The 20,427-nt window shown below is 40.1% G+C and carries 22 protein-coding genes and 1 other annotated feature; of the genes, 8 read left to right on the forward strand and 14 right to left on the reverse strand.

The window, feature by feature from the left end; all coding sequences use genetic code 11:
• Positions 1-77: 77 nt before the first annotated feature.
• Together ACIZ62_RS09435 and ACIZ62_RS09440 are read left to right on the forward strand one after the other, a co-directional pair.
• Positions 78-689, forward strand: coding sequence for a hypothetical protein (locus tag ACIZ62_RS09435; RefSeq protein ID WP_414151815.1), 612 nt, complete (start codon positions 78-80; stop codon positions 687-689).
• A gap of 176 nt (positions 690-865) precedes the next feature.
• The gene (locus ACIZ62_RS09440) at positions 866-1,384 is read left to right on the forward strand and encodes a C-GCAxxG-C-C family protein (RefSeq protein ID WP_414151816.1); all 519 of its coding nucleotides are present in this window, start codon (positions 866-868) and stop codon (positions 1,382-1,384) included.
• 103 nt (positions 1,385-1,487) lie between these two features.
• Here ACIZ62_RS09440 and ACIZ62_RS09445 read toward each other — a convergent pair whose 3' ends face one another.
• The 4 genes from ACIZ62_RS09445 to ACIZ62_RS09460 are packed head-to-tail and all read right to left on the reverse strand — an operon-like array spanning position 1,488 to position 4,452.
• Positions 1,488-2,147 (reverse strand): amino acid ABC transporter permease, encoded by a 660-nt coding sequence (locus tag ACIZ62_RS09445; RefSeq protein ID WP_111886905.1) that lies wholly within the window; start codon positions 2,145-2,147, stop codon positions 1,488-1,490.
• The gene (locus tag ACIZ62_RS09450) at positions 2,141-2,863 is read right to left on the reverse strand and encodes an amino acid ABC transporter permease (RefSeq protein ID WP_414151817.1); all 723 of its coding nucleotides are present in this window, start codon (positions 2,861-2,863) and stop codon (positions 2,141-2,143) included. Before ACIZ62_RS09450 ends, ACIZ62_RS09445 begins: the two co-directional genes overlap by 7 nt.
• On the reverse strand, positions 2,863-3,675 hold the full coding sequence (locus ACIZ62_RS09455; protein WP_414151818.1) for a transporter substrate-binding domain-containing protein: 813 nt from the start codon (positions 3,673-3,675) through the stop codon (positions 2,863-2,865). Before ACIZ62_RS09455 ends, ACIZ62_RS09450 begins: the two co-directional genes overlap by 1 nt.
• Positions 3,676-3,729: 54 nt before the next feature.
• On the reverse strand, positions 3,730-4,452 hold the full coding sequence (locus ACIZ62_RS09460; protein WP_111886902.1) for an amino acid ABC transporter ATP-binding protein: 723 nt from the start codon (positions 4,450-4,452) through the stop codon (positions 3,730-3,732).
• A 405-nt stretch (positions 4,453-4,857) separates the two neighbouring features.
• On the opposite strand from ACIZ62_RS09460, the gene ACIZ62_RS09465 reads away from it, so the two are divergent.
• Positions 4,858-5,226: an ABC transporter ATPase gene (locus ACIZ62_RS09465; protein WP_111886901.1), complete on the forward strand. Its 369-nt coding sequence runs from the start codon at positions 4,858-4,860 to the stop codon at positions 5,224-5,226.
• A gap of 68 nt (positions 5,227-5,294) precedes the next feature.
• Here the strand turns inward: ACIZ62_RS09465 and ACIZ62_RS09470 are convergent, their stop codons facing one another.
• On the reverse strand, positions 5,295-5,816 hold the full coding sequence (locus ACIZ62_RS09470) for a DUF4364 family protein (protein ID WP_111886900.1): 522 nt from the start codon (positions 5,814-5,816) through the stop codon (positions 5,295-5,297).
• Positions 5,817-5,901: 85 nt separating this feature from the next.
• Here ACIZ62_RS09470 and ACIZ62_RS09475 point away from each other — a divergent pair, with 85 nt between their 5' ends.
• From ACIZ62_RS09475 to lexA, 5 genes are all read left to right on the forward strand, one after another.
• Positions 5,902-6,615 carry a 4Fe-4S double cluster binding domain-containing protein gene (locus tag ACIZ62_RS09475; protein ID WP_414151819.1) on the forward strand — a complete coding sequence of 238 codons (714 nt, stop codon included), beginning with the start codon at positions 5,902-5,904 and terminating at the stop codon, positions 6,613-6,615.
• 163 nt (positions 6,616-6,778) lie between these two features.
• The gene (locus tag ACIZ62_RS09480) at positions 6,779-8,116 is read left to right on the forward strand and encodes a DUF512 domain-containing protein (RefSeq protein WP_414151820.1); all 1,338 of its coding nucleotides are present in this window, start codon (positions 6,779-6,781) and stop codon (positions 8,114-8,116) included.
• 46 nt (positions 8,117-8,162) lie between these two features.
• Positions 8,163-9,482, forward strand: coding sequence for a ribosome biogenesis GTPase Der (gene der, locus ACIZ62_RS09485; protein ID WP_414151821.1), 1,320 nt, complete (start codon positions 8,163-8,165; stop codon positions 9,480-9,482).
• Between the two features lie 263 nt (positions 9,483-9,745).
• Positions 9,746-10,726, forward strand: a complete 981-nt coding sequence (locus ACIZ62_RS09490) for a tyrosine recombinase XerC (protein WP_414151822.1) — start codon at positions 9,746-9,748, stop codon at positions 10,724-10,726.
• 86 nt (positions 10,727-10,812) lie between these two features.
• Entirely contained in the window at positions 10,813-11,457 is a 645-nt protein-coding gene (lexA, locus tag ACIZ62_RS09495) for a transcriptional repressor LexA (RefSeq protein WP_111886896.1), read from the forward strand.
• Between the two features lie 43 nt (positions 11,458-11,500).
• Here lexA and zapA read toward each other — a convergent pair whose 3' ends face one another.
• The 9 genes from zapA to rpmI form a co-directional block, all read right to left on the reverse strand.
• Entirely contained in the window at positions 11,501-12,061 is a 561-nt protein-coding gene (gene zapA / locus ACIZ62_RS09500) for a cell division protein ZapA (RefSeq protein ID WP_414151823.1), read from the reverse strand.
• A 91-nt stretch (positions 12,062-12,152) separates the two neighbouring features.
• Entirely contained in the window at positions 12,153-13,031 is an 879-nt protein-coding gene (locus ACIZ62_RS09505) for a DNA-processing protein DprA (RefSeq protein WP_111886895.1), read from the reverse strand.
• A gap of 17 nt (positions 13,032-13,048) precedes the next feature.
• A complete protein-coding gene (gene pheT, locus ACIZ62_RS09510; RefSeq protein WP_111886894.1) occupies positions 13,049-15,427 on the reverse strand; it encodes a phenylalanine--tRNA ligase subunit beta in 2,379 nt (792 codons plus the stop codon).
• A gap of 13 nt (positions 15,428-15,440) precedes the next feature.
• Positions 15,441-16,463 carry a phenylalanine--tRNA ligase subunit alpha gene (pheS, locus tag ACIZ62_RS09515; RefSeq protein WP_111886893.1) on the reverse strand — a complete coding sequence of 341 codons (1,023 nt, stop codon included), beginning with the start codon at positions 16,461-16,463 and terminating at the stop codon, positions 15,441-15,443.
• Positions 16,464-16,531: 68 nt separating this feature from the next.
• Positions 16,532-16,756, reverse strand: a binding site (T-box leader).
• 38 nt (positions 16,757-16,794) lie between these two features.
• Positions 16,795-17,586 (reverse strand): TrmH family RNA methyltransferase, encoded by a 792-nt coding sequence (locus tag ACIZ62_RS09520; RefSeq protein ID WP_111886892.1) that lies wholly within the window; start codon positions 17,584-17,586, stop codon positions 16,795-16,797.
• 2 nt (positions 17,587-17,588) lie between these two features.
• The gene (locus ACIZ62_RS09525; RefSeq protein WP_111886891.1) at positions 17,589-18,257 is read right to left on the reverse strand and encodes a potassium channel family protein; all 669 of its coding nucleotides are present in this window, start codon (positions 18,255-18,257) and stop codon (positions 17,589-17,591) included.
• A gap of 14 nt (positions 18,258-18,271) precedes the next feature.
• Positions 18,272-19,648, reverse strand: a complete 1,377-nt coding sequence (locus ACIZ62_RS09530; RefSeq protein WP_322519268.1) for a TrkH family potassium uptake protein — start codon at positions 19,646-19,648, stop codon at positions 18,272-18,274.
• Between the two features lie 129 nt (positions 19,649-19,777).
• The gene (gene rplT, locus ACIZ62_RS09535; RefSeq protein WP_111886889.1) at positions 19,778-20,134 is read right to left on the reverse strand and encodes a 50S ribosomal protein L20; all 357 of its coding nucleotides are present in this window, start codon (positions 20,132-20,134) and stop codon (positions 19,778-19,780) included.
• Positions 20,135-20,157: 23 nt separating this feature from the next.
• Complete coding sequence (gene rpmI, locus ACIZ62_RS09540) at positions 20,158-20,361, reverse strand: 50S ribosomal protein L35 (RefSeq protein WP_026393216.1); 204 nt, start codon at positions 20,359-20,361, stop codon at positions 20,158-20,160.
• Positions 20,362-20,427: the final 66 nt, after the last annotated feature.

A 20,427-nucleotide genomic window follows, 5' to 3' on the forward strand; every position in this document is an offset into this window, starting at 1 on the left:
AAACCCATTAGATAACCAAATATAATAAACTGGTAGCAGACAAGAAAAATTTATGGAATTAAACGATTGGAGTACCCGTGACAGATAAGAATAAAAAACCAATGCGAAGGGATTATCAGGCCATTTTTGAAAAAGCCTATGATTTGATGGATGAAACGATCATCGCGGGGAATTGTGGGGAATGTTGTGGTTATCATTGTTGCCGCCGAATTGATGACAACGGTAAGCGCCTGGGCATGTATTTATTACCCCTTGAATATGAATATATGCAATGTGAGGTCGTGACCAATTACGATCTGCACAGTCAGAAGCACTACACGATGCCCCCTAAAATTAAAAAATTGTATTATATCTATTGCCATCTGACCCACGGTTGTCTGCGAGACTATCGACCTATCCAATGCCGGACCTACCCCTTTGAACCCCATCTCGAAAACGGAGCCTTCTCACTGGTGATTGAAAAAGAGCAGCTTCATGACTGTCTCCTGATTGAACACCGCTCAGCGTGGCGCCAGGCCTTTATCGATGGTGTTTATAATGGGTGGCTTGAACTGATGAAGATCCCCATCATTTCCTATTACGTTGAATATTTTTCAAAAGAGCGAATTGCCGCTAATAACATGATGATACGCTATCCTTCCAATGGATATGATCATCCAATAAAGGAGAACATTACGAACCTACCATGAGTAACTCTAACTATAAAAACATAGACGAATCCTTAGACTTCTATATTAATTACTGTTAAACTAAGATGCAGCCGTTAGGGATCACTGCAGCGACACTTGTTAATCTCAATTTAATTCTTGCCGAAACTGGCTGAACTCGATGATGGGAAAAAATAAATTTAGAAAAGAGAGATAAAATGAATAATGAAAAAAATCAATTAGTTAACGATTATGCGATCGAAAATTTCAAAAATGGCTTGAATTGCGCCGAAAGCGTCTACGATGCTTTGATCCGCGCCGGTGTTCTGGATGTTCCTAAAGAAACCGTCGCTATGTGTACCGGCTTTGGCGGGGGAATTGGGCTTTGCGGTGAAACCTGCGGTGCTTTGTCGGCGGCAGTGATGGCAAACAGTGCCGTCCATGGCAGAAAAGATCCCTGGAGTATCGATTCCGATGTTCGAGGCGCCGAAGTCGGCAAAAAATATTACCGTCGTTATAACAATCTTGTCCGGGAGTTTAAAGAAGCTAACGGATGTACAACCTGTCGTAATATCTGTGAGCCTTTTGATGATTGGCATGGAAAAGACAGACGGGTGCATTGTATGAAATTGATTGGTGCAACCGCCCAGTTAGCTTATCACTATCTACAAATTCCACAGGAGGAGGCCTTCGAAATGCCTTACGGTGAAAAAATGGGTGCAACAATACAGAAATAATGCGATCCTTAGCCCCAAAGCAAAGTCATGGATTCAAAGAAAATCCATGACTTTATCAGTGTTTACAAAAATAGGACTTATATAGTTTTGGTTCATTACGACATTACCGAACGATTTCAGTTCTTTTTTGATAGCCGCGGACGACACAAGAAAGGCTGAAACAAATCACAAAATAACCAACTGCTAGTACCGAAAAGATCATAAAGACCTCCGGTGTTGTGGTATATCGTCCCATAACAACAAAACCACTACGGGTATATTCAGGAATCGCGACGACCTGTAAAAATGACGTATCTTTGACAGTCGTAATAACTTGCGATAACAGAGAGGGAATAATACTTTTAAAACATTGAGGGAGAACAATAAATATCAATGTTTGAATTAGCGTAAAGCCCTGGGACTTGGCCGCTTCAAATTGCCCTTCGGCGACTGAATTTAAACCACCACGGACGATTTCAGCAATGACTGCTGAAGTATATAATGTCAATGCCAACCCGCCACGAATGACAATGGTACCATATGGAATCATAAAACAGCACACCAGAATCCAGAGGAGTAGCGGTGTATTTCGAAACATTTCAATATAGACTCCGGCTAACTTACCCAAAAATCGTTTTTCATAGGTTCGGAGCAACGCCAATATGGTGCCGAAAAGAATCGAGATAATAACAACTGATACAGAAAGCGTTAATGTTAACACCATTCCCTTCGCTAAAAACTCGACGTTTGAAGGCGTAAATACATTTGAAAAAACTTCTAGCATGTTACCGCCTCCTCACTTGGATCAAAAGGAATATGTGTAGTATCCTTGTTTTTGAGGCGTTCTTCGTATTTTCTTGCCCAAGTTGCCAATGGGAAACAGAGCATAAAATATAAGAAACCGGCAAATACATAGGATGGACCATAGTCAAGACTGGATGATGCCCAGGAATCAGCCATATACATGAGATCAAAACCTGATATCATCGCCAGTACTGACGTGTTTTTAATCAGATTGACAGCCTGATTTGTGAGCGGAGGGAGGACGATTTTGATGGTCTGAGGTAGAATAATAAAACGCATATATTGGATATAAGTAAACCCCTGAGACTTTGCAGCTTCAACTTGTCCTACTGAGATTGAGGTAATTCCGGTTTTAACAACCTCAGAAACATAAGCACCATGATAAATACCCACCCCTAAAACACCAATTACAAACACACTTAGCCGTAGTCCGGCAATTGCCAGACCATTGTACATAAAGAAAACCTGTATAACCAGAGGAGTATTTTGAAAGAACTCAACATAAATCCTTGCTAGTCCCCGCATTATTTTATTGTTTGAAGTTGAGATAACGCCAAAAATAACACCCAGAACAAGAGCAAGGACTAAGGCGAGGGCTGCGACCTCAATTGTTCGCAGAAACCCTTCGCCAAACATTTGCCATTCTCCAAACATCTTCTCCCAACGCCATAAGGCAAAAGGATTAGAACTTTTCATTAATAGTTAAGTCCCCATTTTGTGATTAGGCCTTCAATGGTACCATCTTCAAGCCAGCCATTGATGTATCCGTCAACAGCTTCTGTCAGAGCTAGGCTGTCAAGTTTTGATGTAACACCATATTGTTGAGGTGCGAATCGATCTGGTAAAATCATGGTTGAGTCATCAACGTATCCACCAAGGATTGATCCATCAACACAGAAAGCATTGACACGTCCGGAGTCTAATGCCGCCTTGATTTCTGGATAGGTCGCATATTCAGAGAAAGATACAGTAATACCGAGTTCGTCCGCTACTTTTTGAACGGCTTCTTTTGATGTTGCGCTTTGAGCAACACCGATTGCTGCACCATTCATGTCCGCAAGACCTTTGTAACCAGCATCTTTTTTGACTAACAGGCCAACCGCATCTTCGTAGTAAGGAGTAGAGAAGTTATAAGTCGATTTTCGTTCATCAGTTATCGTAAATGTCGCAATAACGAGATCAACTTCACCATTGTCAAGCAATGGCCCCCGGGTTTTAGCGGTTACTGGAGTTAATTCATAAGCATTTTCATCGCCAAGAATTTCTTTTGCCAGAAGTTTGACAATATCAATTTCAAAACCCTCGATTTCACCGGTAGCGGTATTGCGAAGACCGAAGTTGGGAACGTCTTCTTTAACACCGACTCTTAAAACACCTGCTTTAACAACTGCATCGAGACTGCCATCAGTGGTAGCAGTATCCTTTTTTTCAGTCGAAGATGAACAAGCTGCCAAGGTAAACACCAGGCATAAAATAAACAGAGCAGAGAGTACCTTTTTCATAATCATTTTCCTCCTAATTAATAAAAATTATAATACCTAATATCGTTCTGATATTAGAAATTAACGCAAGATCTTACTGAGAAAAAGTTTCGTTCGCTCCTCCGAAGGATTTTCAAAGAAATGTTCCGGTTTTCCTTCTTCCACAATTCGGCCGTCATCCATAAAGATGACACGATCGGCAACAACACGAGCAAAACCCATTTCATGAGTTACAACCACCATCGTAATATTTTCTTTTGATAGTTTGATCATGACATCAAGCACTTCCTGAACAGTTTCAGGGTCAAGCGCGGAAGTCGGTTCATCAAAAAGGAGAATCTTTCGTTCAGTTGCGAGAGCTCTGGCAATCGCTACACGTTGTTGTTGTCCACCAGATAAAGTTGATGGATACGCATTTTCTTTTTCGCTCAGACCAACGATGGCTAAGTATTTTCGTGCTTTTTCAATAGCTTCTTCTTTTGGAACATGTTGCAATTTTATCGGTGCCAGTGTCAGATTTTCTGACACCGTTTTATGCGGGTACAAATTAAAACTTTGAAATACCATGGCTGATGTCCGGCGAACAAGTTGAATTTTGTTTTTTTGAGTGAGCTCTTCACCATCAATAAAAACATGCCCAGAAGTGGGCGCTTCTAAAAAATTCATACAACGTACGGTAGTACTCTTACCTGAACCTGATGGACCAATAATAACCAGTTTTTCGCCTTCCGCCACGGTTAGGTTAATATCTTTCAGGACATGATTTGCACCAAAAAATTTATTTACATCTTGAAGTTTAATCAATTATACTTCCTCCAAATCTAATGTCGATAAGCCAAAAAAAGAACTTCCATAAAATATACGCATTGTGATATAGTATATTAGAAGCTCCGTTGCTACATCAGGCATCTTTTAGTAAAATGCCTTTTAACAATAATATTATGAAGAAGAGCTTTTGTCAAGCGTTTTCAAATTTCACGTATAATTAGAAACGTCAATGTTGAAAAGAACTAAGTGAAATTTCATCTCACTTAATGAGTCACAAAATCAGTTTATGAGCATGCTATTTTTAGATTCATGTTGCCTTATAATTGAGCTTAAATTATTTTGAATATATTAGGAAATGAAAATGCATTAACAACTTGGTTTTGGGTATAAACGAGTGTATTCAAATAAGAACCTAAATTAGGGTGAAAAGAGGGCGGTAACATGGGTGAAAAACTAACAACAGTTCAGTACAAAGGCAATTTAAATGAGGTTTATCGAGTTGCTGAAAAAGGAGTCGGAAATGCCTGTCGTGAATATGTAATTCGAACAAAGGATGACGAGGACCCGGTTGAGCTTGCTAGAATTAAGTTTCAAAAAGGGGCTCGACAAGAACCCGGATCTGAAGTCGGAGTGATTGATTCTGATTTACTTGAGATTGTCAGGGATCGTTTAAAGTTGTTCCAGGAAGGTGAGTTTGAATGTACTGAAAATGCGATGGCGTTAGTCCATATTGAAACGGCTATTATGTGGCTAAATCGTCGTGTTGAAGATCGGATCAAACGTGATGTCATTGGAACACACAACAAATAAAAAAAAGGTTGCCCATGGGGGAATACCCCCCTGTGGCGAACCTTTTAATGAGCTAGACTTTAGCACTATCAGGTTAAGAGATTCAATACTGATGAATAAAGATCCTGGGTATTTTTTTTCCAGCGATCGCAGACATCCAGAGCCAGCTTTAAGGTCGGCGCATTCAATGAAATTTCCATTAAAACCATGTTGTTTTCTTGCAATTTCAACTCGATGAGATAATCAGTTTCACCTAATTTCTGATAGTTAGCGGTTACTTTAACTTCTTTAAAAATTTTCTCTCTGTTTTCTTCAAGATAACGGTCGATCATTTCAGTAATATAAATGGGGATTTTTTCATGAAAAACCTTCAATGTTTCCTTGCCCATTGCAGATAAGGTAAGCACTGATTTTTCGTCATAATCTAACACAGAAAGAAATTCATCTTTGATCAGATCATCAATATATAACTGAATATCAAAATAGCCAATCTGTAAGTTTTCAATTATTATCAGAGCGACCTGTTCACGGGTTAACGAAGTTTTGATTTTTTTCAAGACATAGAGTATGATTAGTTTATCCTCAGCCTGCTGCTCAGAATTAAAGATCATCCATATCACCACCTTTATTTTTCTAATGATATTGTAACATAACAATGATATAATTTCCCAATTTCTATGTAAAAAAGAGGAAAAAATGAAAAAAAACAAGTGTAACAATCTCTCCTCACAACAAAAACCTTATAACCAGAGAATTATCCGTCTGGTTCAGGCAATGGGTGCCACTGAAATCGGATTCTCAGATTTATCAATGTTGCCTGTTAAAAAACGAATGGGTTTTAAACGCGGCATTTCCGTTATAATAAAGCTATCAAATGGTATTTTAAACCAGATCGAAGATGAACCCACTCAAACTTATTTCAATCACTATCGGAGTGTTAACCGTCTCATCGATGACATCTGCCTACGAATTCTATTAGAACTGGAAGCCGACGGCTACCCCGGTGTAGCTATTGCCACATCGCAGTCAGTCTCAGATCCAAAAGATCAATTTACCGGAGCATTTCAGCACAAAACAGCAGCGGTTTTATCTGGTTTAGGGTGGATTGGGCGCAGTGCCTTATTTATTCATCAGCGCTACGGACCCCGCGTGCGCATGGGTACAATTTTAACCAATGCACCTCTAATTGTGGGTGAGCCGGTTACCGAAAGTGCTTGCGGTTCCTGCCGGGCCTGTGTCAAAGCCTGCCCGGCAATGGCCATAGAAGGGCGGATCTGGGAACCTGGAATGCCGCGAAATGAGCTTTATGATGCCTATAGCTGCAGCCAGCATATGAAAGAAGCATTTCACCATATCGGCAGGGGCGTTGTCTGCGGCCTATGTGTCGTTGCCTGTCCCATCGGAAAATAAGAAACTTTCCACTGTTTACTTAGATAAATCATTAAAAGACCGCTTTAATTGGGAAAAATTCTTAAATAGGTTTTTTTTTCTCTGAAAATATTATATAATAGACAAGGAGAACTGCCAGCTGGTTTTGCTAGGCAGTTTTTAAATTGTAAAGAAACAGAGAGATGTGTTGAAAAAATTTATAATAAACGGCGTCGAAAATAATAGCATTCTTGATGAAATGGAAGTTGAGGCGGGGGACATCCTCCTGTCGATCAATGGAATGGCGGTAACTGATATCCTCGATTACCGCTATCTGATTGCCGACGACACCTTAGTTGTTGAAATAAAAAAACCGGATGGTGAAATCTGGGAACTGGATATTGAGAAAGAATACGAAGAAGATTTAGGTGTTACGTTTCCAGAAGAGATGATTGGAACAAAAACATGCAAGAATAATTGTATCTTCTGTTTTATCGATCAGTTGCCGATTGGCATGAGAGATAGCCTTTATGTAAAAGATGACGATGAGCGTTTGTCATTTTTAACTGGCAATTATATTACCATGACGAATCTTACTCCCGATGAACTGAATCGGATTATTTGCTACCGCATAATGCCTATGAATCTATCCATTCATACCACCAATCCCAATTTAAGGATCAAGATGCTTAAAAACCGTTTCGCCGGAGATGTGATGTCCTATCTAACGACCTTTTATGATAATGGCATCGCGATGAACGGACAAATCGTACTGGTACCGGATTTTAATGATGGTATCGAATTAGAAAAGACGTTGCATGATTTAAAAGTGCTTTATCCCGTTCTTCAATCTGTTTCAGTGGTTCCGGTGGGCCTTTCAAACCATCGCCAAGGCTTAGAAAAACTGCGTCTTTTTAGTCAGGATGATGCACTGAAAACCCTGGATATTATTAACTCCGTTCATGATGAAATGGAAAAAAAATACGATAATGGATTTGTCTATCCCAGCGACGAGTTTTTTTTACTGGCGCAGAGCCCCATTCCCGAAAGCACTTACTATAGCGGATTTCCCCAAATTGAAAACGGGGTAGGAATGATGGCCGATTTTAAAGCCTCCGTTAAAGAAGCATTACAGACGATAAATGTTAGAAAAACTGACTCACCACTTAAAATCACCGCGATAAAAATTGGGATTCTGACCGGAACTGCTGCTTATGATTATCTTGGTAGTCTGGTTGATGCGATTAAAACGGAGCTTCCGTCTCTCGATCTGACCGTTTTCCCGATCATCAACCACTTTTTTGGCGAGGCGATTACCGTATCCGGGCTGCTCACCGGTTCGGACATACTGACCCAAATGAAACCCCGGCTTGATAAAAATCCCTGTGATTTACTCCTGCTGCCAGAAAATGCCCTGCGCAGCGGTACTTCTACCTTATTAGACGACTGGACCCTGGAAACGCTAGGCGAAGCCCTTAATGTGACCATCCACAGCATTCCGGTTCAGGGTGAAGACTTGCTGCAGGCATTATTAGACAAATAAAAAATGCAAATATAAAATTATTATTAGAAATGAAGTGAGGAAAAAAATGCCAAAGCCTATCGTTGCAGTGGTTGGCCGCCCGAATGTGGGAAAGTCAACCCTGTTTAATAAATTAGTTGGAGAACGAATTGCCATCGTCGAAGATACTCCTGGTGTAACAAGAGATCGGATCATCGCCGACGCCGAATGGCAAAACCACCATTTTACCCTGATTGACACCGGCGGGATCGAACCCCACACCAAAGATGATATTCTATTGCAAATGCGGGTCCAGGCGGAAATCGCCATTGATATGGCCGATCTGATTGTCCTGATGGTAGACGGTCGAGAAGGAATGACCGCCTCAGATTTGGAAGTTGCCAATATGATTAGGAAACATGACAAAGATGTTTTATTAGCTGTAAACAAGGTTGATAGCCAGGGTCTGGAAAACAACGCCTTTGAATTCTATAACCTGGGAATCGGAGAGCCAATGGCGATCTCGGCCGAACAAGGTTTGGGTCTAGGCGATTTTCTGGACGAGATCATTAACCATGTTAAGCGTTACTATGACGAAGAAGAAACGGAAGATGAAAGGCTGCGAGTCGCTGTCATCGGTAAACCGAATGTCGGAAAATCGACCCTAATTAACAAGGTGCTGGGCGAAGAGCGGCTGATTGTCAGCGATATTCCAGGGACAACGAGGGATGCCGTAGATACTGGCGTCAGATACGACGGGGAAGACTATGTTTTAATTGATACCGCCGGATTACGTCGAAAGAAAAAAATCTACGAAGACATCGAACGTTACAGTATCGTTAGAGCTATTGCTGCCGTCGAACGGAGTCAGGTTGTACTGGTTCTGATAGACGGATCTCAGGGTGTTACCGAGCAGGATGCAAAAATTGCCGGGATTGCCCATAATCGGTCCAAGCCATCGATTATTATTGTCAATAAATGGGACGCCGTCGAAAAAGACAATAAAACCATGAAAAAGATGGAAGGGGATATTCGGGACGCACTTTCATTTATGGATTATGCGCCAATCATTTTTATCTCGGCCAAAACCGGACAACGACTGGGCAAAATATTTGAAACCATCGAATATGTAAAAGCGCAAAGCGCTAAACGGATCACTACTGGTAAGGTCAATGAAGCACTTGCCGAATTTGTCATGATGAAGCAGCCGCCATCAAAACATGGTCGTCGACTAAAATTATACTATGCATCTCAGGTCGCCATTAATCCGCCGACATTTGTGGTGTTTGTCAATGATATGACCTTAGTCCATTTTTCATATCAGCGTTACCTTGAAAACAAGATTCGGGAAACCTTTGATTTCTTTGGAACACCGATTCGATTTTTTGTTCGGGAACGAACGGAATAAGATTAAAAACAGTTATTAATCTGAAGAGCGGGAATTTTGCAGCAGCTTATGCAGAATTTTCGTTCTTTTTGAATCTGTAATTATGGTCAGACCAGCTAAAGAGACTAAAATGTTTTGTCGCGAAATGTAAGTTTCGTGACAAAACGAATAAAATGTGATAAACTAAGATCAATCTATTTTAGCCGCCTGGTTACCATCATGAACTGTTCTGATCTTGTCTTTACGCACTACATAAATACCAAATAAATTTAGGAGTACTTGTCATGACACCCCCAACAAATAAAACTGATCGAATAATTTTAAAAAACGCATTGATTGATGAATTTCTGAATTATGTTTTGACCATTAAAGGTTATTCTGAAAAATCAGCTCAGGCTTACCGTTATGATCTGATCATCTTTTTTCGGTTTATTAAGCGTTATTTTGCGATGGTTCCCCAATCCCTAGACTTTGATGAGATTCCCATCGATGATGTCACGCTTGATGATTTAAAAGCAGTCAACCTGGGTATTCTTTATGCGTTTCTTTCCTATTCAAGTAAGGAGCGGCATAATTCCGACGCCGCCCGTAGCCGAAAGGTATCCTCACTCCGCTCGTTTTTTAATTATCTGTGTAATAAACAAAAATATTTTCTTCCCAACCCCGTGACAGAACTCGAAATGCCCAAGCTACCAGCTCGCCATGCCCGTTATCTGGAATGGGATGAAGCCGTGGATCTATTAAAAGGGATAACCGGTCGTCATAAAGAACGGGATTTTGCCATTGTTACGTTATTTCTTAATTGTGGAATGCGTCTTTCCGAACTCACTCAAATAAAAATAACGGACATCAAAAATGACGCCCTGCGGATCATTGGAAAAGGTAATAAAGAACGTACCGTCTTCTTAAACCATGCCTGTTTGAAAGCGATCAATCGATATCTTTTAGTCCGCCAGGAATCAGGCTCCCCCCATTTGTTTCTCAGTCAGCAGAATACTCCTATCAGTAATCGGGCAGTTCAACATCTGGTAAAGAAACATCTGGCCAGTTGTGGACTCAATACGGACGAAATCAGTGTCCATAAGCTCAGACATACAGCGGCAACCCTGATGTTTCGCTATGGCAATGCGGATCTGCGCTCGGTTCAGGAAATTCTGGGACATCAAAATGTTTCAACAACGCAGATCTATACCCATATCAACGAAGAAACCCTTCGCGATACTCTCAATCAAAATCCCTTATCTCAATTTGAAAGCGATGACTAAGTAAAATGATTTCATAGAAAGAACTTACGTTTGTTTTTATTCGTAGGATATGTTATAATAAATTATAAAAATTTGGAGGAATGCTAATGTACGAGGATTTAAACAGCAAACAGTTTGCAATATTAAAATTCATTGAAGCTCAAATGCGAGATAAGCGTTATCCCCCATCTGTACGGGAAATATGTGCCGCTGTTAATCTAAAATCGACCTCCACTGCTCACACCTACTTAAAAAAGCTGGAGGAACTGGGTTATATTAAACGGGATGCAACGAAAACCCGAGCCATCGAAGTTCTTCGTCACGATCCTAACGAAACAATATCAAGTTACTTCGATGAAAAAACAGTTGTTTCACTGCCAATTTTAGGTTGTGTAACAGCCGGAGCGCCAATTCTCGCGATTGAGAATATCACCGATGTTTTTCCGTTGCCCCTAGATTTTGCAGGAACAGATAGCGCGTTTATTCTTGAAGTTAAGGGGACCAGCATGATTGATGCCGGCATCCTTGATGGTGATAAAATTATCGTCAGAAAACAGGAAACGGCAAGTAATAGTGAAATTGTTGTGGTCCTTCTGCTTGAAGATAATGAAGCTACGGTAAAACGTATCTTTTATGAAGACACCAATAAAATCAGGCTCCAACCCGAAAATAAGACTATGGACCCCATTATCTGCAATGAAGAAGATATCAAAATTTTAGGTAAGGTTACCGGATTAATGCGTAAATTCTAAACAAAAAAAAGATGTTTTCACATCTTTTTTTTAATTGATAATCTTATTCTAATTTCATTTTGTCTTCAATATTTTTAAAAACGTCTTTTTCAATATGATTTTTGTTTGCTTTTACTAATTCAATCTGGCTTTCAAATAGTTGATTCTGTAAGTCTAAAATCGTTTTACGACTGGTTTCGCTTTCAATTTTACTTTGTCGCAAATGCTCACGGTATTGAGCCAGTAAATCATTTTTTTCGTCTAATTCTTTTTGTAGCAACTCTTTTTCTTCCGCCAGAGTCTCATATTTTCCTTTTTCTGCATCTAATAAGTCATTCGTTTTCTCAAGTTCATCTCGGACTAGTTTAATCTCGCCAATTTCCTTCGCTTTTACTTCTTCACTGGTACGAACTTCTTCTTCGGCAATAAAAAGTCGCTCAGTTATGTTCATACAGCCTAGAATTGCAATCCGAATGTGATTAGTAAAAGGATTAGCCGCCTTGACGCGTTCCAACTCGGCATTGACATAATCAGAAACAAGTTTGATATGCTCTTCGTTTCCCTTTGCCTTTAAATTAAATTCAGTATCTAATATGCGTAATTCCATTATTGTTTGTTCAGGCATTTTTTCCTCCTGCGAAATAAATTTCTAAGTGGTAAATTGTGTTCCACTCTATTATATGTAATAAACTTAAAAAACACAAATGATTTATCAATTAATAATTTTCGATCACTTGCATCAGTTTTGTGTTTTCGATGATCTGAAAGTTGATGTGCTTCTGAGTGATGTATTCAAATCCATCTCTTGATTGATCATAAACAACCGGGATGGAGTAAATCGGCTTCTTGTATTTGTTAGCGTAACTCAGCGTATGGATGGTTCCGCTACCCGGCGAAAAGTTAGAGACAATCACAAACTGACTGGTGCCACTTTGCAGGCGATCTCGTTCGACAAATTTATAAGGCTGAACCGTTTCATGGTGATTGTATTCTGAGATCAGGCAACCGCCATGATCACAAATCCTTTCTGCTAATTCTTTATTCGAACCCGGATAAAGCCGAACCAAACCTGAAGGCAAAAATGCCACTGTCTTTCCCCCGGCGGCCAGACAACCACGATGTCCATAACAATCTGATCCGGCGGCCAGGCCACTAATCACGACAAAATTATTTTCGGCAAGAATCTTACCGGCCTGAAAAGCAAAATCCGCTCCCAGTTGAGACGGCGTGCGACTACCGATAACCGCGGCCCGTTTGGGTTGATTTAAGATTTCAAGATCTCCGATATAATACAGTAAGATCGGATGATCATTAAAATCAAGACACACTGGAAAACCATCATCTAAATAGGATTTGCATTGAATCCCCAGCTCTTCGCATTCATCGACGAGCCGTTTGGCATCCGCAATGGCTTGCTCAATCTCAACTCGTCCGATTTGACTTGTAATAATATGAAAAGTTTGACCGATTTCCACCACCTCTCGGAATGAAAGAACCTGGGGCGAGGTAATAATTTCTAGCAGCAGCTTAATTTTCTGGCGTCCGACCCCTTTTAATTGTAAAAGGCCAATAATAATCTCATATATATGATTCATACCCGTAATTGCATTAATTATTCGCGAAGCTGAGCGTCAAATGATCGTTTGAGTTCGCAAATGATTTGATCGATCACCGGATTGATATCATTGTCGTTTAGCGTCCGTTCGCGATGTCTGAAGTTTAACGCATAGGCCAAACTCTTATAACCATCTGGTATTTGAGCCCCCGTATAGACATCAAACAATTCGATACTTTCGAAAATATCACCACTATTTTTGCGGATAATTGTTTCAACTGCAGTAGCCGGAATATCTGATTTCAATAAAATAGCCAAGTCCCTGTTTGATGCCGGAAATTTTGGTAAATCGATAAATTTATTAACCAGCGAAGAACAATTGTAAAGTGCCTCAAAAGACAACTGGCATACATAACACCGCTTTGGCAGTTCATAATTCTTGACGACAACAGGATGAATCTCACCGATTTCTCCTAATTTTACGCCATCTACGAAAACTTCAGCTTTTCGTCCGGGATGGAAGAAATCTGATCCGCCGGCAATAAATTCCGGATATTTGATTCCGCACTGCTTAAGTAATAGCTCGACAACTCCTTTTAAGTCAAAATAATCCTCATTACCATAGCTACTCATTACTAGTTTCTGTTCTTCTATGGGCAACTCCCCGGGATTAAAATTTTTGCGATAGGTATTTGCCAATTCAAAAAAACGACCAAACGGATTTTTTCGATTATAGTTTAGTGAAATCACTTCCAATTGATGTCCGATGAGGGTATGGCGCATAATACTGTTTTCTTCTCCCAATGGATTAATCAGCGGGATGAGGTTGTCTTCGAGCTGTGAATTCAGCCCTTGAAGGCGTTTTTCACTGGTGAAAGAGGATGTTAGTGTTTCATAATACCCCTGACCGACCAGGATGTTTTTAAGGGCGTCTTCAAATTTTTGAACTGGTGTTTTACCCCCTACCATGGTTTCGCCTCCCATAATGGTACCGGGGATCATATCATAGCCAAAAATCCGGACCACTTCTTCAGCCAGATCTTCTTTAAGTTCAATATCCATCCGATAACTAGGAACCTCAACTGCCAGAATATGATCGTCGATTGATTCGACCTTAAAGAATAAACGGGCCAGTATTTTTGAAATTTCATCCTTTGAGAGCGAAATACCGACAAAGGCATTGAACCAATTAACATCCAGGATGACTTTTTTTAAGGATACAACACTCGGATAAACATCAATCAGCCCTTCAATGACTTCACAAGCGCCGATTTCTAAGAGTAAATGAGTTGCTCGCAGGGCGGCAATACCTGCTAATTCAGGATCAACGCCTTTTTCAAAACGTGACGATGCCTCGGTTCTAAGACCCAGTTGCTTGGCTGTTAAACGCACACTGCTTTTGTTAAAGTTGGCAGACTCCAGAACAATAAGGCTGGTTTTTTCAGTTATTTCTGAATTTTCTCCGCCCATTACACCGGCAATCGCCACCGGTTCCTTACCGTTTGTGATCATCAACATGGTTTTATCAATGGCCCGCTCTTGATCATCAAGAGTAATCATTTTTTTATCAGTCGTAGTTTTAATCACAATTTCCTTGGACTGGAGACTATGATAATCAAAGGCATGAAGTGGTTGGCCCAGTTCGAGCATTACGTAATTGGTGACGTCAACAATATTGTTAATTGGACGAACTCCGCTGTTTAGAAGCTTAATCTGCATCCACAGCGGTGATGCTTCAATTTTTTTTACCTTTAGCATCTTGGCTACATAACGAGGACAAGCCAGATCTTCAATCTTTACCGACAAATAATTAGCAATTTGATTTGAGCTTTCGATAGCAGAGTAAGTAGTAAAACCGGCCATCGGCAGATCCAGGGTTGCTGACGCCTCCCGGGCGATGCCGATGATGGACTGGCAGTCCGAGCGGTTAGCCGTCAATTCGACATCAATGATCACATCATCCAGCCACAGCAGTTCCCTGGCGTCCATTCCCAGGGGGGTATTTTCTGGGAGAATTAGAATCCCTTCCATGATTTCTTTGGAAAATAAATCGGTGTTCATACCGAGTTCTTCAATGGAGCAAAACATCCCGTGTGAAAGCAGTCCTCGAAAATCATTGGTACCGATTTTGGTGCCATTGGCAATCACAGCGCCATCAACAGCAATCGGAACGATCGCGCCTTCAAAGACGTTTTTAGCGGCCGTAATAATCACCCGTTCGTCAGTTCCCATATCCACCGTACAGACAATTAGCTTATCGGCATTGGGATGAGGTTCAATTTTGGTGATTTTTCCAGTAAAAATATTAATTACATTTTCAGCAACAACCGTTAATGTTTCGACTTTTGTACCCGACATGGTCAGAGCCTCGCCAAAATCATAAGGGGGTATTTTTATATCAACAAATTCTTTTAACCAATTCAGTGAAACGAGCATGTTATAGTTCCTCCTATTTAAATTGCGCTAAAAAACGCAAGTCATTTTCAAATAATAAACGCAGATCGTTAATGCCATATTTGATCATCGTTATTCGATCCAGTCCCATCCCAAAGGCAAAGCCACTGTACTGCTCGGGATCAATGCCACAGAACCGCAAAACGTTGGGGTGAACCATGCCGCAGCCAAGAATCTCAATCCAACCGGTGTTGCTACAAACCTTGCAGCCGACACCACCGCATTTAAAGCAGGTGACATCCATCTCCGCGCTTGGTTCGGTGAAATAAAACTGGTGGGGCCGGAATTTTGTCTTGGTCTGTTCGCCAAAGAGTTTTTTAGCAAATAAATCCAGGGTTCCTTTGAGATCGCTCATGGTAATCCCTTTGTCGATGACCAAACCTTCCATTTGATGGAAAACTGGCGAATGGGTGGCATCTATTTCGTCGCTACGATAAACTCGGCCTGGTGAGATAACCCGCAACGGTGGCTTCTGCTGCTGCATAACCCGTACCTGTACTGGTGAGGTCTGGGTTCGCAGGACAATCTCGTCCTCATAATAAAAAGTATCCTGCAAGTCTCTAGCGGAGTGATCCTGAGGAACATTGAGGTAGTCAAAATTATATTTAGCCCATTCAATTTCCGGACCTTCGGCAATGGAAAATCCCATCCCCAGAAAGATTTCCTTGAGTTCATTAACGGTTGTGGTAAGCGGGTGAAGATTTCCGACTTGATGCTTTTTTCCCGGCAGGGACACATCGATGCTTTCTTCTTTGATCTGAGCTTCGATTTCCTTTTGTTCAAGCGACTGCTTCTGGGCTGAAATATTATTCTCAATTTCTTCCCGTATTTCATTGGCCAATTTTCCAATTATTGGACGCTCTTCGTTGGAAAGCTTACCCATTCCCTTAAGGGCGATGGTCAGTGCCCCTTTTTTGCCCAAGTACTTTATTCTCACATTATCCAACGTTTTTAATTCTTCAACAGCATTAAGATCAGCCAAACAGCGATCTCTTAGTTGTTTGAGTTCTAACTCCATTTTATTCTCCCTTTTTTATCTTATTAAGTGTTCTTTTTTAATCATTTAACTAAAAAAATCGTCCTTCTAAAAAGGACGAAATTATTCCGCGGTACCACCTTAAATTAATACTCTATGTATTCACTCAAAATTTTAACGCAATTAACGTTAGAAGCTAAAGGTCATCAAAAGATGACGTTCACGTCTAAAACTCCAGAGGGAACTTCAATAAATTTAAACACAAAATCTCTCAGCCTGGGATTTATTCTCTGTAAAATTCAATATTTATTTACTCGCTCTATCATTGTTGATAATTTATTTAGTTTTTGTTTAATGCTGTTCTGAAAATAATCTATTTAAAATCTCTGATCAGGTCATACATGATGATCCCTGCTGCGGTTGCAACATTAAGCGACTCGGCCTGTCCCCAAATAGGAATTTTAAGTAAAACGTCACAGCACTCACTCATCTTATCCGACATCCCCCTGGACTCATTTCCCATAATAATAGCAAACGATTCGGTAAGGGGTTCGCGCTCCCATATGGAACTACCAGTTAAAGAGGTACCAATGATGGTGACTAGCTGCTCTTTTAAGTGTTTTACATAAACTGGCAACGATTCAACTTGATAAATCGGCAGGTGAAAGATTGAACCCATGGAACCCCGAAGTACTTTCTCGTTATAAATATCTGCTGTTTTATTCGATGTTACAACACAGTCAAAGCCAGCCGCATCAGCAGTTCTGATAATGCTACCAACATTGTAGGGATCCTGAACATCTTCTAATAAAATAGATCGTTTAAAGATGCCTGGCTGGACACTCATTTTTGGTAACGTACAGATTATCCCTTCCGGTTTTTGCAAGTTGGAAACGGATGTTAGAATTGAAGCCGCAACAATTGCGATGGGCACACCATTATCGACCAGCTCTATCATACTTTCGTTGAACAAGGCATCATTTGTTTTTAGCCATTCACTTGTCATAAATACTTGTTTAAATTGCAATCTTTTTTTGACGGCTTCTTGAAACAATTTGGTTCCCTCAATTACAAAGGCCCCTTCCGCATCTCTAAAAGATTTACTGCTGAGTTTCCGTAAATATTTAATTTGCTCATTATTTTTTGAAGTGATTTCTAAAAACATTGCTAATGATCTTTTCGGGATAGTTTATTGATCTCATTAATGGATCGATTTTCACCCATAACAATCAGTTTGTCGCCAGGATGAATAAGATCACTTGCCAAGGGCGAAGCATTTAATACATCGAGAGTACGAATGGCAATCACATTTAATCCGTGTTTTTCTCTCAAGTTCAGTTGCTCCAATGTTTTTCCTTCCCAGACATGGAGCGACTCCACTTCAACAATGGAATGATTAGTATCCAGCTCTAAAATGTCGATAAAATCGCCAGAAAAAAGATTGTGCGCAACCCGTTCACCCATATCACGTTCAGGGGAAAATACTTTTTTAACCCCTAATTTAAGCAGTACTTTTTCATGCTGAGCATTATTTGCTTTCCCATAAATCTCGCTGATCCCCAACTCCTGAGCATTGACAATGCCCATGATGCTGCTGTTAATATCAGAAGTGATGGATACAACAACAGCATCTACATTTTTCAAACCAATCGACTTCAGCGCATTGATATCGGTCACGTCGGCCTGTACCGCATAGGTTACCAAATTCGCGATGTTTTGAATCTTTTCTTCGTCTTTATCAACAACAACAACATTACAGCCCAACTCACTAAGAGTGATGGCAAGTGCTTCACCAAAACGCCCTAAACCAAGGACTGCAAACTGCTTTTCTTTCAATTAATACTCCTCCTCTAGCCAATCATAATATTGCCTTCAGGCAATTTAAAATTACCCACGTTTTCCCGGGCTCGTTTTTCACTTCGTGATATAGCATAGGCTACCGTCAGAGGACCTAGCCGACCAACAAACATGGTAATACTGATGGCTATTTTCCCAGCAATAGATAAATGTGGGGTCAATCCCGTCGTTAACCCAACCGTACCAAATGCAGAAAGCACTTCAAAAACGATTGTTTCAAAAGAAGCTTCGGGTTCAGTACATAATAACACAAAAATCATCAGGATGACAATAGCGAAAGCAATGACAATTACTGAAATTGCCCGGCGAATAGCTGGACCTAAAATGCTTCGTTTAAAAATAGAAACATCTTTTTTACCATGCAGCACTGAGGCAACAGTCATAATAATAATGGCAAATGTGGATGTTTTAACGCCCCCACCAGTAGATCCTGGTGATGCACCGATAAACATAAAGAGCATGGTTAAAAAAAGTGAGGGCGGCGTCAACGCTGCTGTATTGATAGTATTATATCCAGCAGTTCGCGGTGTTATGGACTGAAAAAAAGCAGCCAAAAATTTTTCTGGAAGGGATAAGCTTCCCATGGTTTGAGGGTTATTATATTCAAATATAAAAAAGAAGACAAACCCAACAATCAGTAAAACACCTGTAACGGTTAATACCAGTTTAGCATGCATACTCATCTTTTCAAACTTGCGCACATTAATCAAATCACTGGTAACAGCAAAACCTAATCCACCTAAGATAACAAGACCACCAATAACAAAATTAATAATAAAATTCCCCGCATATTTTGTTAAACTCGAATAGTTCCCAAACAGATCGAAACCGGCATTGCAAAAAGCTGAAATGGCATGAAAAAAACTATATGCAGTCCCCTGTAAAAATCCGTATTCAGGAATAAAAACAAGTGCCAGCAATAAAGCCCCGATTCCTTCAATCAGAAGCGATGAAAAGAATATATATTTGGTAAATTTAACGATTCCAGAGATCGAATCCATATTCACCGAAGACTGAATCAAGAGTCGATCTTTGATGGTAATGCGTTTCCCGGCCAGAACAAAAAACATGGTGGTCAGTGACATGAAACCTAAACCACCAATCTGGATCAGAAAAATAATAACGAATTTTCCGAAGACTGACCAAAAGGTTCCCGTATCCACAACCACAAGGCCTGTCACACAGACAGCTGAGGTGGCGGTAAACAACGCGTCGATTAAACCAGCGCTCTCTCCTGATACACTGGCGATGGGCAGAGTAAGAAGAATTGTACCTAAAAAGATAACCAGAGCAAATCCATAAATCAACATTTCCGCAGGGGAGCGCTGTCCAACAAACTTATTAAAATTCCAACGTATCTTTTCTGCCATGATCTTGTCTCCACCTAAAATATTTGATAACCATACTTATTTTAACACTCTGTTTTGAAAAAGCAACAATAATATATAATAAAAAAACTTCCCAAGCATGGATAATCCGTTGAGAAGTTTTTCGTACGATTAGTTCATGTTTTTCTTTGATACGTCAACTAAATCATTGAATGCACTAATATCATTCATTGCCAAATCTGCTAAGATTTTACGGTCAATTTCAACACCAGCCTGTTTTAAACCAAACATAAATTTACTATAGCTTAAACCATGCATTCTTGCCCCAGCATTGATTCGAGTGATCCACAATCTTCTGAAATTTCGTTTCTTTTCTTTTCGGCCAACATATGAAGATCTGAGTGCTCGCATAACGGCTTCATTTGCTGATCTATATAACTTACTTTTAGCACCATAATAGCCTTTAGCAAGTTTAAGTACTTTTTTATGTTTCTTTTTGGCATTAACGCCTTTTTTAATTCGCATTATCTATTTCCTCCTATCTTCAAATATTATCTTTTTACCATTTTGATCATTTTCATTACTACTTTAGCATCTCCAGGAGCCAAACCAGTCGCTTTTCTGAGGTTTCTTTTTCGCTTACTGCTTTTTTTGTTAAGAATATGGCGTTTTCCTGCTTTTGTCCGTTTAATAAAACCTGATTTTTTTATTTTAAAACGCTTTGCAGCACCACGGTGTGTTTTCATTTTTGGCATAACTATTTCCTCCTCCCTGTACAAGGTGTCTTTTATAAAAAACTAGATCTGAGGAACTTAATCAAA

It is taken from the genome of Acetobacterium carbinolicum, assembly GCF_047456275.1.
In the GTDB taxonomy this organism is placed as follows: Bacteria; Bacillota; Clostridia; order Eubacteriales; family Eubacteriaceae; genus Acetobacterium; species Acetobacterium carbinolicum.

Bases quoted from the DNA above. Each gene is read 5' to 3' on its own strand.
- lexA (WP_111886896.1), top strand. From the start codon at position 10,813: ATGTACGAGGATTTAAACAGCAAACAGTTTGCAATATTAAAATTCATT.
- ACIZ62_RS09465 (WP_111886901.1), top strand. From the start codon at position 4,858: ATGGGTGAAAAACTAACAACAGTTCAGTACAAAGGCAATTTAAATGAG.
- rpmI (WP_026393216.1), bottom strand. From the start codon at position 20,361: ATGCCAAAAATGAAAACACACCGTGGTGCTGCAAAGCGTTTTAAAATA.
- ACIZ62_RS09475 (WP_414151819.1), top strand. From the start codon at position 5,902: ATGAAAAAAAACAAGTGTAACAATCTCTCCTCACAACAAAAACCTTAT.
- ACIZ62_RS09505 (WP_111886895.1), bottom strand. From the start codon at position 13,031: ATGAATCATATATATGAGATTATTATTGGCCTTTTACAATTAAAAGGG.
- ACIZ62_RS09450 (WP_414151817.1), bottom strand. From the start codon at position 2,863: ATGAAAAGTTCTAATCCTTTTGCCTTATGGCGTTGGGAGAAGATGTTT.
- ACIZ62_RS09520 (WP_111886892.1), bottom strand. From the start codon at position 17,586: ATGTTTTTAGAAATCACTTCAAAAAATAATGAGCAAATTAAATATTTA.
- pheT (WP_111886894.1), bottom strand. From the start codon at position 15,427: ATGCTCGTTTCACTGAATTGGTTAAAAGAATTTGTTGATATAAAAATA.
- ACIZ62_RS09440 (WP_414151816.1), top strand. From the start codon at position 866: ATGAATAATGAAAAAAATCAATTAGTTAACGATTATGCGATCGAAAAT.
- ACIZ62_RS09530 (WP_322519268.1), bottom strand. From the start codon at position 19,648: ATGGCAGAAAAGATACGTTGGAATTTTAATAAGTTTGTTGGACAGCGC.
- ACIZ62_RS09445 (WP_111886905.1), bottom strand. From the start codon at position 2,147: ATGCTAGAAGTTTTTTCAAATGTATTTACGCCTTCAAACGTCGAGTTT.
- der (WP_414151821.1), top strand. From the start codon at position 8,163: ATGCCAAAGCCTATCGTTGCAGTGGTTGGCCGCCCGAATGTGGGAAAG.
- zapA (WP_414151823.1), bottom strand. From the start codon at position 12,061: ATGCCTGAACAAACAATAATGGAATTACGCATATTAGATACTGAATTT.
- ACIZ62_RS09490 (WP_414151822.1), top strand. From the start codon at position 9,746: ATGACACCCCCAACAAATAAAACTGATCGAATAATTTTAAAAAACGCA.
- ACIZ62_RS09455 (WP_414151818.1), bottom strand. From the start codon at position 3,675: ATGATTATGAAAAAGGTACTCTCTGCTCTGTTTATTTTATGCCTGGTG.
- ACIZ62_RS09470 (WP_111886900.1), bottom strand. From the start codon at position 5,816: ATGATCTTTAATTCTGAGCAGCAGGCTGAGGATAAACTAATCATACTC.
- pheS (WP_111886893.1), bottom strand. From the start codon at position 16,463: ATGGAGTTAGAACTCAAACAACTAAGAGATCGCTGTTTGGCTGATCTT.